This is a genomic window from Pseudomonas sp. S2_H01 (genome assembly GCF_054668305.1).
This window is the reverse complement of sequence record NZ_CP162756.1, coordinates 5,231,710-5,244,742: the sequence shown is the minus strand read 5'-3', so window position 1 is coordinate 5,244,742 and position 13,033 is coordinate 5,231,710. Positions and strand designations below refer to the sequence as shown.

13 protein-coding genes are annotated in these 13,033 nt (G+C 60.1%); 1 reads left to right on the top strand and 12 read right to left on the bottom strand.

The features are described 5' to 3' along the window. Positions 1 to 22 precede the first annotated feature (22 nt). The 8 genes from AB4N84_RS23350 to AB4N84_RS23315 all read right to left on the bottom strand — a co-directional run bounded on the left by AB4N84_RS23350 (position 23) and on the right by AB4N84_RS23315 (position 7,993). A complete protein-coding gene (locus AB4N84_RS23350) occupies positions 23 to 1,402 on the bottom strand; it encodes an MFS transporter (RefSeq protein ID WP_460043380.1) in 1,380 nt (459 codons plus the stop codon). 92 nt (positions 1,403 to 1,494) lie between these two features. Further along, positions 1,495 to 2,262 (bottom strand): carboxymuconolactone decarboxylase family protein, encoded by a 768-nt coding sequence (locus tag AB4N84_RS23345; protein WP_460043379.1) that lies wholly within the window; start codon positions 2,260 to 2,262, stop codon positions 1,495 to 1,497. Between the two features lie 167 nt (positions 2,263 to 2,429). Beyond that, on the bottom strand, positions 2,430 to 2,819 hold the full coding sequence (locus AB4N84_RS23340; protein WP_460043378.1) for a cupin domain-containing protein: 390 nt from the start codon (positions 2,817 to 2,819) through the stop codon (positions 2,430 to 2,432). Then, positions 2,816 to 3,739, bottom strand: coding sequence for an NAD(P)-dependent oxidoreductase (locus AB4N84_RS23335; RefSeq protein ID WP_460043377.1), 924 nt, complete (start codon positions 3,737 to 3,739; stop codon positions 2,816 to 2,818). The genes AB4N84_RS23340 and AB4N84_RS23335 overlap by 4 nt, the downstream gene beginning before the upstream one ends. 36 nt (positions 3,740 to 3,775) lie before the next feature. Beyond that, positions 3,776 to 5,116, bottom strand: a complete 1,341-nt coding sequence (locus AB4N84_RS23330) for an MFS transporter (protein ID WP_460043376.1) — start codon at positions 5,114 to 5,116, stop codon at positions 3,776 to 3,778. 54 nt (positions 5,117 to 5,170) lie between these two features. Beyond that, positions 5,171 to 5,566 carry a carboxymuconolactone decarboxylase family protein gene (locus tag AB4N84_RS23325; RefSeq protein ID WP_074749959.1) on the bottom strand — a complete coding sequence of 132 codons (396 nt, stop codon included), beginning with the start codon at positions 5,564 to 5,566 and terminating at the stop codon, positions 5,171 to 5,173. 105 nt (positions 5,567 to 5,671) lie between these two features. Further along, a complete protein-coding gene (locus tag AB4N84_RS23320) occupies positions 5,672 to 7,099 on the bottom strand; it encodes an aldehyde dehydrogenase family protein (protein ID WP_460043375.1) in 1,428 nt (475 codons plus the stop codon). Next, entirely contained in the window at positions 7,100 to 7,993 is an 894-nt protein-coding gene (locus tag AB4N84_RS23315; protein WP_460043374.1) for an NAD(P)-dependent oxidoreductase, read from the bottom strand. Between the two features lie 174 nt (positions 7,994 to 8,167). Between AB4N84_RS23315 and AB4N84_RS23310 the strand changes: the two genes are divergently transcribed. Next, the gene (locus AB4N84_RS23310; protein WP_460043373.1) at positions 8,168 to 8,494 is read left to right on the top strand and encodes an NIPSNAP family protein; all 327 of its coding nucleotides are present in this window, start codon (positions 8,168 to 8,170) and stop codon (positions 8,492 to 8,494) included. Positions 8,495 to 8,620: 126 nt separating this feature from the next. Here AB4N84_RS23310 and AB4N84_RS23305 read toward each other — a convergent pair whose 3' ends face one another. The 4 genes from AB4N84_RS23305 to AB4N84_RS23290 all read right to left on the bottom strand — a co-directional run bounded on the left by AB4N84_RS23305 (position 8,621) and on the right by AB4N84_RS23290 (position 13,032). Then, the gene (locus tag AB4N84_RS23305) at positions 8,621 to 9,301 is read right to left on the bottom strand and encodes a GntR family transcriptional regulator (protein WP_460043371.1); all 681 of its coding nucleotides are present in this window, start codon (positions 9,299 to 9,301) and stop codon (positions 8,621 to 8,623) included. A gap of 203 nt (positions 9,302 to 9,504) precedes the next feature. Beyond that, a complete protein-coding gene (locus AB4N84_RS23300; RefSeq protein WP_460043369.1) occupies positions 9,505 to 11,115 on the bottom strand; it encodes a gamma-glutamyltransferase family protein in 1,611 nt (536 codons plus the stop codon). Between the two features lie 26 nt (positions 11,116 to 11,141). Next, entirely contained in the window at positions 11,142 to 12,233 is a 1,092-nt protein-coding gene (locus AB4N84_RS23295; protein ID WP_074749947.1) for a polyamine ABC transporter substrate-binding protein, read from the bottom strand. A gap of 19 nt (positions 12,234 to 12,252) precedes the next feature. Continuing rightward, positions 12,253 to 13,032: an amino acid ABC transporter ATP-binding protein gene (locus AB4N84_RS23290; RefSeq protein WP_460043367.1), complete on the bottom strand. Its 780-nt coding sequence runs from the start codon at positions 13,030 to 13,032 to the stop codon at positions 12,253 to 12,255. Position 13,033: the final 1 nt, after the last annotated feature.

Sequence of the window (13,033 nt, the reverse complement as noted above, 5' to 3'; positions counted from 1 at the left end):
TCCAGATAAAATCCAGGCAGATTCAGATGTTGACGTTTTGCGGGGCGCGTTCGACGGGCAGCGGCACGTCGGCAATGTCTTCCAGCGAACGGTTTTTCGTTTCCGGCCCGATCGTCGCCACGATCACCGCCTGCAGCAGCAACGTCCCGGCAATCAGCGAAATCACGCCGACAATGCCGAACCGGGCAAACACCGCTGCGATCGCGTATGGCACGAGAATATTGACGCCTCGCCCGATGGCGTTGCACAGCCCCGCACCGCGCAAGCGCAGCTCCGTCGGGAACAGCTCCGGTACGTAGCTGGCGACGCTCAGCGAGGACAGCACGTAAATGCAGCAGGTAATTGCGAAACCGGCCGCGATGATTGCTATCTCGGACTGGGCAAAGGGATAGCTCACGCCAAAGCCGATGCCGACCAGCGAAAACAGCACGATGCCCCACTTGCGGCCCAACCGCTCGGCAAGCGCAAACGCGATCAACGAACCCAACGGGCCGCCCGCAAACATCAGGGTGGTCAGGCCCAGAGAGTTCGATACGCTGTGGCCCTGTTGCACGAGAAAGGTCGGGATCCAGCTGACAAAGGCATAGTTCACCGTGAACAACCCGACCAGTACCGTGATGCCGGTGATCGTGCGCTTAAGCAGTCGGCGGGAGAACAAGTCGCGAATGCGCGCAGGGGTTGCCGTGGTTTCTGCCAACGGTTCCTGAGCCACGTAGCTGTTTGGGCTGACACCGCAGCGGGTCTCGATGGTGGCGACGATCTTTTCCGCCTCTGCCGCGCGTCCCTGAGAGGCCAGCCAGCGGGGCGATTCCGGCATCGACTTACGAAGAAACCACACGACCAGGGCGCCCACGCCGGCAATCGCAAACATCCAGCGCCAGCCGAAATGCGGGATGATCAGCCAGCCCAGAAACGCCGCCAGAAACAGCGACGTGTTGATGATCAGATTGAGGACAGTGCCAAAGCGGCCGCGCCAGTCGGCAGGAATGAATTCACTGAGAGTGCCGTAGCCCACGACGATCTCCGCCCCCATGCCAACGCCCATGACCAGACGGAAGAAAATCAACCAGTACATCGAGGGCGCCAGCGCTGCTGCAATCGAGGCGAAACCATAGATACCGAGGTTGAACTGGTAGGTAAAGCGACGTCCGAAACGATCGCCCAAGACCCCGGACAACCAGGCGCCGGCCATCATGCCGATGAAGGTGACCGACACGAAGGTGGCGTTCAGTGCCAGGGTCGATTCATGGCTGTTGATCAATGCCGCGAGCACTGATCCGGCGATGTAAATGTCGAACGAGTCGAAGAACATGCCAGCTGCGATCAAGCCGAGCAGCCGGTAGTGAAACCCCGATAACGGCAAACGATCCAGGCGTGCGCCGATGCTGGATGTTGTATTCATGTGCGTGCCTCGTTGTTATTTTTATGAGTGGTCATCAAAGCGTTGCTACACGCCCGGTCGTGGTGGCGCCTTCACGTTGCACGTGTGTGTCATCAGGTTGAGCGGTGGTTCGGTTCCCCCAGCGCCTGTTCGAGCATGGGCGCCGCTTCCAGCGCGCCATGGATGCCGATGACACTGACGATCTCCAGCATTTCCATGATTTCTTCCCTGGTCGCGCCATAGCGCAAGGCATTGCGCATGTGCAACTTGAGGCCCGGTACGTACAGGTGCGTGGCCGCTGCATCGAATGCGCAATACATCAGTTCCTTGACCTTGGGCTCCAGCACCCCCGAACGCCAAGGCACCGATGAAAACTCGACGTACGCCTCGAACAGTTCCGGGTCCAGTTCAAGCAGCCCTTCCCACGACGAATGCCAGTAACCGCGGTTATCGATGAAACGGGACTTAAGCGCTTCTCGACGGGCATCGAAAGGCTCGGGACCTTCACGCATGCCCTCTTCCTCCAGCACCTCAAGCAACACCGGCACGCCGACATTGGACGCGTGTATGCCCACGGTGCTGATCAGCTCAAGCACTTCGGTCAGCTCTTCGCGGGTGGCGCCATGCTGGACGGCGACACGCAGATGCTCCTGGATGCCAGGCCGGTACAAGTGCGTGGCCGCTGCGTCGGCAGCGATGGCAATGAACGCCTTGACCTTGCCGGGCAGGTGATTCTTCTGCCACGGCACGGCAGCGAAACCGGCGTAGGCCTCGACGAAGCCGGGATCGAGCCTGAGCAGGCTGTCCCACGCCAGGTTCCATGTCCCGCCACTGCGGGCGAAGGCATCTCTGGCCTTTTGTTGTTTTTCTGTGAGGTTCATGCGTACTTTCCCCTAACCGAAACAAGCGCTATCCAAGGCATGCGGGCCCACTGAGGGCGCACATTCATTCGCGAAAAACCCAGCAGGCGATACCGACGCGTCGATCCTGATGGCCAATCGCGAATGAAGGTGTTCTCACAGGCCTCCTCCGTCAGATCCGGGATTTTTCAATCCCCCGAACGCAGGTAGTCCGTGTCCGCCACCGCTTCCTGCCAAACGGTCTTGCCGATGGAGGTCGCCGTGTGAACCATGAAATTTTTGGTGTTGGCGCCATGCCAGTGCCGTTCGTGCGGACCGATCCAGACCGTGTCGCCCTGGCGTATCGCCTGCGGCTCACTGCCTTCCAGGCAAATCCAGCCGCTGCCGGCGGTGACATACAGCACCTGCCCCTGTTCGTGGTAATGCCAATAGGTGCGCGCACCGGGATTGAACGACACGTTATTGATCGTCACCCCATCGGTTGCGGGCATCACCGGGTCTGCCCAGACCACGCCAGTAAAGGTGCTGGAACGTTGCTCTGAAACGGCGCCTTCGATGCTGCCGTGAAAAACCTTCATGCGTTCTCTCCTGTGTTCATTGCTTGACGCGATTCGTGCAGGCGCACCCCACCGGACATGTCGCCAATGGCATCCACCACGCGATTGCTGATCAGGTCGCCATAACCCAGCGCTACCTGCAGGCCAAAACTGGCCAACGGCCCGGACGCATTGAGCGAAGCGACACCCAATTCACGAACGCGGTCCAGGTACAGCAACACATCCTTGCTCATCAACTTGCCGGTCAGTCCACCCTCCAGGTAGTTGCCATCGACGATGTGCGGGAATCGGTTGAGCGTGGCGAAGTTCACCCCGCTGCTGCTGTTGAGGACATCGAGCAATTGATGCAGGTCCAGCCCGGCCTTTTTGCCTGCGACCATCACCTCCGCCGTCGCGGCGAGGCTCACCGCATTCAGGAAGTTATTCAGCAATTTGGTCGTGTGCCCGGCACCGCTTTCCCCCATCACAAAGACCTTGCTGGCGATGGGCTTGAACACCCAGGCCAGCGCATCGACGGTGGCGGCATCGCCACCGACCATCAGCGTCAATGCGCCCTTTTCGGCCGCTGCCGCACCGCCGGAAATCCCGGCATCGATGTACTGCGCACCGCGCTCGGCAAACAGACCGTGTAAGCGCAAGGTCGAACTGGCCGCTGCGGTGCTCAGGTCGACGACGATCTGGCCTTGGCGACAGTGAGCGAGCAGCCCTTGCGGACCTTCGACGACCGCCTCGACCACCTTGCTGTCCGGCAATGACAGCAACACCACGCCGGCCTCGACCGCGACGTCGGCGACAGAGGACGCCACCTGTGCCCCCGCCGCTTCTATTCGCCGGGCGTCAGTGTCATAACCGAGCACATTCAGACCGGCATTCACCAGGCAGCGCGTCATGCGCCCGCCCATGTTCCCCAGACCGATGAAACCCAATGTCTTGTTGTCCACGACAGCTCTCCTCAAGCGCTCACGTTGTAGTGAGCCTTAGAAATCCACGTCTTTGGTTTCCGGCCCCATGTAGGCGCCGATGGTTGCAATCACACCGCCGACCACCAGCAACACGGCAGGCGTGACGGAAAACGGCATGAACTCGCCCAGCCAGGCCATATAGAAGGCGTAGAACGATGGGATGATCACCGACAGACTGAACCCGACACCGAATCCAGTGGCGCGTACATCGGTCACAAAACGCTCGTTGATGTAGGTCACGATCACGCCCCAGGGTGCGGTCACCAGCACCGACAGCACGCAGACGAGCGTCATGATCACCGGCAGCGAAAGGCCCTGGACGTTGGCGAGCACGTACATGATGGCGGCACCGACGGTGGCGATGACCGGCCCCAGGATGATGAAGAAACGGCGGCGTCCGATCTTCTGTCCGATCATTCCCGAGCCGATGTAACTGAAAAACAGCACCGAGTAAGCGATCAGCAACGTGCCCGTCACCTCCATCCCTGACAAGTGCAGGATGTTTCTGAGCAGGCCGGTGGGCAGGAAGATGGTAATGACGTTCTGGGTCAGCCAGAAACCGGTCATCATCAGCAGTACCTGCAGCAGGTTGCGTCCGCTCTTGCCTTTAAGCAGATCGGTCAGCGGCAGTTTTTCACGGGGTGTGTTCCCGGCTTCGCTCTCCCATATCTCCGATTCCGACACCGCGTACACGTAATACAGCGCCAGCACGCCAGCCAGCACCGCGCCGATCACGAACGGAATCCGCCACCCCCATTGCACATAAGGCGAGCCGGGGCCATCGAGCGGAAACAGGATGAACATCAACATTGCCACCAGATTGATGCTCACATACGCCAACGGGAACCCGGCAATGATCAGACCGCCGACAAAACCGCGCTGATGCTTTTTGGAATACTCGATGGCCAGCGGCATCGCACCGGTGTAACCACCGCCGAGGAAAATCCCGTCGACAAAACGCAGCAGCACCAAGGCCCAGTAAGACGCAATGCCGATGGTCTCGTAACCGGGCAGCAACGCGATCAACAACGTGACCACGCCAAAGCCGGACACTGAATAAATCGACGCCATGCGCCGTCCGGTCTTGTCGGCGATCATGCCGAACAGCAATGCACCAATCGGACGACCCAGCAACGTGGTGATAAACACCAATGAGGCGAGAATCGCGGCCATGCCTGGCGACAACTGAGCGGGCTGAAAGAAAAACAGCACCGGGGACAACACCACTACCGGCAAGTAAATGTCGAACATGTCGATGTATTCGGAAAAGAATGCGCCCTTGATGGCGTTCCTTCTTTTCTTCTCGATCGACTGATCGGTTTCAGCCACCGAGCTGGCTGGGGCGTAGGTGCTCATGACGTTTCCTTATAGTTATTGTCGGACGCAAGCAGGGGGTCGTGGTGTCAGGGTTCAGCGTGCCGAGGTTTCGGCTTCATAAGCCTTGATCGCTTCGGAGGCCACGCGAAACGCCGCAAGGCCCAGCGGCGCGCCGCAATAAATCGCTGCCTGCATCAGCACCGCGCGAATCTCCTCCTGCGTCACCCCATTGCGCAGTGCGCCGCGCACATGAATGCCAAGTTCATGGTGCTGACTCATGGCCGTGAGCATGGCGATGTTGATGATGCTGCGGGTCTTGAACGGCAATGTCGGGTCGCCCCAGATTTCACCCCAGCAGTACTCGGTGACGAGTTTCTGCATCGGCCGGTTGAAGTCGTCGGCCGCTTCCCACGATTTCTCGACGTGGCGGTCGCCCAGTACTTCCTTGCGATTGTTGAAGCCCTGATTGAAACGTTCGTTGTTATCCATTATTCCCACCTTGTTCGTACGATCGACTGATTGTCATACAGTTAAAACAGGTAAATTTTTTTGAGGTGTTCCTGTGCGTGCTACTGCAGCGCTCAGTGCATTGAATCAGGTCCCGTAGCCCACCAGTGACTTCACTTCCAGGTACTCGCGAAGACCGTACTCGCCCCACTCGCGGCCGTTGCCGGAGCGCTTCACGCCGCCGAACGGCGCTGCGAAATCGGCGGGCGGATAATTCAGGTGCACGCTGCCGGCCTGCAATTGACGCGCAACCTGGCGGGCACGCTGCTGGTCGGACGATTGCACATAGGCGGCCAATCCGTAGTGGGTGCCGTTGGCGATGGCAATCGCCTCGGCTTCCGAGTCATAGGGAATCATCGACAGGACCGGACCGAAGATCTCCTCCTGAGCGATGCTCATGTGCGGCCTGACGTAGGCAAACACGGTGGGTTTCACGTAATAGCCTTTCTGGATACCGTCTGGCAGACCAACACCGCCGGTAACCAACTGCGCCCCTTCGTCGATGCCGTTCTGAATCATCGCTTGCACCCGGCGAAACTGGGCGCGATTGACCAGCGGACCGAGGTGGGTGCTCTCATCCCCCGTGGCGCCCACGTGGTAGCCCTCGGCCGCGACCCTGGCGATCAGAATGGCCTGATCCATAAGCGAACGCGGGATCAGCATGCGGGTTGGAATCGAGCACGACTGACCGCTGTTGGTGAAGCACGCCGCGACGCCACGGGTCACGGCATCCTGAAGATTGACGTCATCGAGCAGAATATTCGCCGACTTGCCACCGAGTTCCTGCGCCACGCGCTTGACGGTGTCTGCCGCCGACTTGGCCACAAGGACGCCTGCGCGAGTCGAACCGGTGAACGAGAGCATGTCGATGTCGGGGTGTGACGACAGTGCTGCACCCACACCGGGGCCGTCGCCATTGACCAGGTTGAAGACCCCGGCCGGAACGCCCGCTTCGTCCAGCACTTCAGCGAACAGCAGGCTGCTCAGCGGTGAATATTCACTGGGTTTGAGCACCATGGTGCAGCCAGCGGCCAGCGCCGGGCCGACCTTGACGACGATCTGATTGATCGGCCAGTTCCATGGGGTGATCAGACCACAGACACCGACCGGTTCGTGGCGTATCAATGTGCTGCCTTGCGCTTCTTCAAACGCAAAGTGCTGCAGCACGTCGATCAACTGGTTCAAGTGCAGCCAGCCGCGCGGCACCTGGAATGTTCTGGAAAAGGTTATCGGCGCGCCCATTTCCAGACGCATCGCCTGAGCGAACGCCTCCTGACGGCGCTCATAGATCGAAACGATGCGTTTGAGCAATGCAATGCGGTCGGCCACGCTGGTCTGCGCGAATCCTGGCAGCGCCTTGCGCGCGGCAGCCACCGCACGATCCACGTCGCGGGCGTCCCCCAGCGCCAGGCGCTCGACCACGGCCTCGGTGGCCGGGTCAATGACGTCGAACCAGGTCGGCGATGCCGGCTCGACCCAGCGGCCGTCTATATAAAAGCAGGCTGCACGGGACATTTACTCGCCTCCTCGCTCGCCTTCCTTCGCCAGCATGCGGTACATCTCGGTGTGATCCGTGGTGGGCGTTGCCTCCTGCGCCACCTCGTTCCACACCGCGATTGCGCTTTGGCCGAAGGTCAGCGGGTAATCCAGCGCATCGGACAGGCCTTTGGCAATCTTCAGGTCTTTGTTCATCAGCTGCATGGAAAACCCGGAGCCGAACGTGCCGCTGAGCATGAATTGTTTGGCCTTGTTCAACGAGGTGTTGGTGCCGCCGCTGGACGCGTTGAGCACATCGACCATGACGGCCGGCTCGATACCAAAACGCTTGGCCACGTGCAACGCTTCGACGGTCGCCATAAGCCCGGCGGCAGAGACGAAGTTGTTCAGTGCCTTGGCCGCGTGACCGGCACCGGCGTCGCCAATGTGCAGGATATTCTTGCCCATGGCGTCCAGCAGTGATCGGCAGCGTCGCATGACCGTTTCGTCACCACCGACGAGAATGGCCAGGCTGCCATCAACGGCACGTTTGACCCCACCGGAAACCGGGGCGTCGAGGTATTCAAGGTTCAGGGTTTTGAGCGTCTGACCCAGTTCGCGAGAGCGTGCCGGCTCCGAAGAGCTCATGTCGATCACCACTGAACCGGCCTTCAAGTACGCCGCCCAGCCACCGTCGGCCAGCAGCACGTTCTCGACGATGGCCGAGTTGGGCAGCATGGTGATCAAAACATCGAGGGTATTGGCGTTTTCAGGGGTGAGCGCGGAGGCATTCAGGGCAGCCTGCACATCGCGCAGCCGTGCGGTATCCGCGTCCGCAAGCAATAGCTCAAACCCGGCCTTGGCCAGGCAGGCCGTCATCGGCGTGCCCATCATGCCCAATCCGATGAAACCGATTCGTTGCGGTTGCGTCATGTTCGTGCCCTTTGATTTTTATGTTCTTTTCAATCGGGTCGAGGCGATGTCACGCAGTGTTCTGAAGCGGTGACCCACGCCAACCGTTGCGACAAAACTATAGGATTGTCATACAGTCGGTCAATAGGCTAGTTTACAGTTTCCTACCAGCGGCACCTTTGAGGAGTAGAACGAATGATTGTCGAATTGCGCACCTATCACTGTGCACCAGGGCGTCTGCCTGCCTTGCACGAGCGTTTTACCAGCGCCACCTTGGGGTTCTTCGAGAAGTACGGGATCAAACAGATCGGTTTCTGGACCAACCTGACCGGGCCAACCAACCAGTCGCTGACCTACCTGTTGCAATGGGAAAACCTGGCCGAGCGCGAAACGAAGTGGAATGCGTTTCAGAGCGATCCCGAATGGATCGCCAAACGTGCGGCGAGTGAAGCACAGGCGATTATCGTGGAGCGGATCGAGAACCAGTTCCTGGCGCCGACGGCTTATTCGGCGTTGCGTTAAACCTGGCTGTGACTGTGCCCATCCGACAGTCTCAATGGCGAGGGTGCCTGGGTTCGGTCTGACGCCGAACCTTCAGTCACTTAATCGGCGGACGAAATCAATAGATACGCGGGTCAGAAGCGCCGGTTACTGCACTGAATGCCCCGCATCCACCGCCAGCATTTGCAGCACGTTCTTCGACGCGTTCTCGACGTGCAACAACGCCGCCGCACAGGCGCCTTCTTCGTCCCGCAACTGAATGTTGCGCACGATTTCCTGAAGCTCGGCCAGGGTGTGCGGCATCCGCCCTTCCCGGCCCAACGACAGTGCGCGGAGCAGGCTCACGCGGTTGTTCAACTGCTCCAGCATGCCGCCGACCACCCGGCTCTGCTCGATGTCCAGCAGCACATGGTAGAAACGTCGTTTGATGTCCAGCAATGCCGCACCGTCGAGGGTCGCGGTGTGGGATTGTTCGACGAACTCATCGAACACTTCAGCCAGTTCGCGAACGTCTTCATCACTGGCATGGCGGACAAAATTGCGCACTGCCAATACTTCCAGGGCGCCGCGCACGTCGTAAATCTGTACCGCATCGTTAGCATCCACCGACGCGACGTAAGCACCGCGATGTGGCACCTGCTCCACAAGCCCTTCGGCCTCAAGCTGCCGCAACGCCTCACGCAGCGAGGTGCGGCTGACGTCCAGCGCGGTGTACAGCTGCTGCTCCACCAGTCGATCACCGGGTTTGAAACGACCCGAGATGATTTCATTGCGCAGTGCATCCTGCACTTGATGCCGCAAAGACGACGCCTGGCGTTGTACTTTCATGCTGTATTCCCGAAGACCTATGAATTTCATGGCTGCCACCCTTCTCGAGGAAGAAGACGCCGGATCGACTCTGGCGACCGATCCTCATGATCGGCCCCGCCAGAAGCAATCGTATTGTATTACAGCTCTTTTCGGAAAATTAAAATCGGTCTTCTTCAGCGGGGGCGCACCACGTCTTCAGGAGGGTGATTCATCAGCGGCGTTCACCACACCGCAATCGTCGAATCCGCCCTCGGCTCGGTCCCTCCGCACAACACGCCGCTGACGGGATCGCGCACGATGATCTGCCCACGACCGTAATCGGTGGAATCGTAGGTGATGCTGATGTCGTGCCCTCGCCGGGCCAGCCCTGCCGCCAGAGCCTTCGACGCGCCCTGCTCGATGCCAATTTTCATGCCGCCCAGCCACTGCCAGCGCGGTGCGTCCAGCGCCGCCTGCGGGTTGAGGTCGAAGTCCACCAGGTTCATCACCATCTGCACATGCCCCTGGGGCTGCATGTAACCGCCCATGACACCAAACGGACCGACCGCCTGATCGTCCTTGGTCAGGAAGCCGGGAATGATCGTGTGGAAGGTCTTTTTGCCCGGTGCCAGGCAGTTGGCATGGCCTGGATCAAGGCTGAATTCCTGCCCGCGATTCTGCAACGCGAGGCCGCTGTCCGGCAGTACTACCCCAGAACCGAAGCCGTGGTAGTTGCTTTGAATGAACGACACCATGTTGCCCTCGGCATCGGCCGTCGCCAGATACACCGTGCCGCTGGCCTGCGGGTCACCAGGTTGGGGTGCTTGCGCCTGATCGCCGATCAATGCCCTGCGCTGGTCGCTGTAGCGGTCGCTCAACAGATCAGCCACTGCCACGCGCATGTGATCGGGATCGGTGATGTGGTGCAGGCCGTCGCTGTAGGCCAGCTTCATGGCCTCCAGCTGCCGATGCCAGGTCAGCTGACTGTCGCGATGATCGAACGTAAAGCCCTCGAGTATCTTCAAGGTCATCAGGGCCACCAGACCCTGGCCGCTGGGCGGGATCTCCCAGACGTCGTAGCCGCGATAACGGATGCTGATCGGGTCGACCCACTGCGCACGAAAACCCGCCAGGTCTTGCGCCCTCAAATAGCCGCCGGTTGCGCGGGCATGGGCGTCGAGTCGTTGTGCCAACGCCCCGCGATACAGGCTTTCGCACTCGGTGGCGGCCAGTTCTTCCAGGGTCTTCGCCTGGGCCGGATTGCGGAACAGCTCCCCGGCTTTCGGCGCGCGCCCGTCGATGAGGAAGGTCTGGAACCAGCTGTCCATCACCGGATCGCGATGAGCACTGAACTCGTCGAACGCGATTTGCCATTGATGAGCAACCACCGGGGACACCGGAAACCCGTCGCGGGCCAGGCTGATCGCTGGCTGGAGGAGCTCGGCAAACGGCAGTTTGCCAAAGCGTCGAGACAGCTCTGCCCAGGCCGACGGACAACCAGGCACCGTCACCGGTGTCCAGCCGTACATCGGCATCTGTTCATGCCCGGCCGCCTTCACAGCCTCGATACTCAATGCCGCCGGCGCATGGCCGTTGGCGTTCAGTCCGTGGAGCAGGCCCTTGCACCAGACCAGCGCGAAGGCGTCGCCGCCAATCCCGCAACCCGTCGGTTCGACCACGGTCAACGCGGCCGCTGTGGCAATGGCGGCGTCGATCGCATTGCCGCCCTTTTGCATGACTTCAATACCCGCTTGTGCCGCCAGCGGTTGCGACGCGGCCACCATGCCGCGGCGAGCGAACACGCTCTGGCGTTGCGACGGATAGGGGTATTCGTGAGCAGAAAATTTCAACATGACGAACGCTCTTCAGAAAACTGGATTCATTGCCCGGACTTAATGCGGTTCCATTCACGCGTGATCAGGCGCTGGATGTTGTCCGGCAGATCGGCAGACACGAAAGTGTGGTTGATCACCTCGTCGCCAGGATAGATCCCCGGATTGCCGCTGACCTTCGGGTCCATCAAGGCAGTGGCGTCGGTGTTCGGGTTGGCATAACCGACGTAGTCACTCACCGGCGCGATGACTTCCGGACGCAGCAGGTAATTGATGAACGCATGGGCGTTGGCGACGTTGCCGGCATCCTTGGGAATCGCCAGCATGTCGAACCACAGGTTCACACCTTCCTTGGGAATCAGGTAACGGATGTCGACGTTCTTCCCGGCTTCTTTGGCGCGGGTCTGCGCCTGCATCACGTCGCCCGAATAACCGACCGCCACGCAAATATCGCCGTTAGCGAGGTCAGCCGTGTACTTGGACGAGTTGAAGTAGGTCACCGACGGGCGCAGTTTCATCAGCAAGGCAGAGGCCTTTTTGTAGTCGTCGGGTTTCACGCTGTTGGGGTCAAGGCCCAGGTACAACAGGGTCTGGGGAATGATCTTCACCGGCGCGTCGAGAAACGCCACACCGCAGCTTTTGAGCTTGGCCAGGTTGTCCGGGTTGAGCACCATCGACCACGAATCCAGCACCACGTCCTTGCCCAGCACCGCGCGCACTTTCTCTTCGTTGTAGCCGATCCCAACCGTGCCCCACATGTACGGCACGGCGTAACGATTGCCCGGGTCCGCGGCTTCCAGACGCTTCATCAGGCGCGGGTCCAGGTGATTCCAGTTGGTCAACAATGACCGCTGCAACGGCTGGTACGCACCCGCGCGAATCTGCTTGGACAGAAACTGGCTGGAAGGCACCACCAGGTCATACCCCGAATGCCCCGACAGCATCTTCGCTTCGAGCATTTCGTTGGTGTCGAAGATGTCGTACTGGACCTTGATCCCGCTGTCCTTTTCGAAGTTTTTCAGGGTGTCGGGGCCGATATAGTCCGACCAGTTATACATCTTCATCACGCCGTCGGCGGCATGCGCCACCGGCAGGAAGGCAACAGAGCACAGAGCAGCGGCAAAGCAGAATGAACGCATGACGATTTCCTTGTGAGCGTTACAACACGCGGCTGAGAAAGGCTTGGGTACGGGGATGGGTGGGACGGCTGAAAATCTGTTCGGGCGGGCCTTGTTCGATCAGTTCGCCCTGATCAAGCACCACCACACGGTCGGCGACTTCGCGGGCGAAGCCCATTTCGTGGGTCACGACCACCATGGTCATGCCGTCTTCGGCAAGCTCCTTCATGACCTGAAGGACTTCACCAACGGTTTCCGGGTCCAGCGCACTGGTCGGTTCGTCGAACAACATGGCCTTGGGTTTCATGGCCAGGGCGCGGGCGATCGCCACCCGCTGCTGCTGACCACCGGACAGCATCGAGGGGTAATGCGCGGCCTTGTCTGCCAGGCCGACCCGGGCCAGCAGTTCACGGCCCTGGATCAATGCCGCCTCACGCGAAACACCGAGCACGTGAATCGGCGCTTCGATGATGTTTTCCAGTGCGGTCATATGTGCAAACAGGTTGAAGCGCTGGAACACCATGCCGATATCACGCCGCTGGCGTGCGATATTGCGTTCCGAATCGCGCACCAGACTGCCGTCGGCGCGTTCGCGATAGCCCATCGGCTGGCCATTGACCCGGATGCGCCCGGACTGGATGTCTTCCAGCAGATTGATGCAACGGATAAACGTGGTTTTCCCCGAACCCGAGGCGCCGATCAGCACCACCACTTCCCCGCGACGGACCTGCAGGGAGATGCCCTTGAGGATTTCCAGATCGCCGAACGACTTGTGAACGTCCAGCGCTTCGATAATCAGTTCTTCGCTTTGATGCGCCATC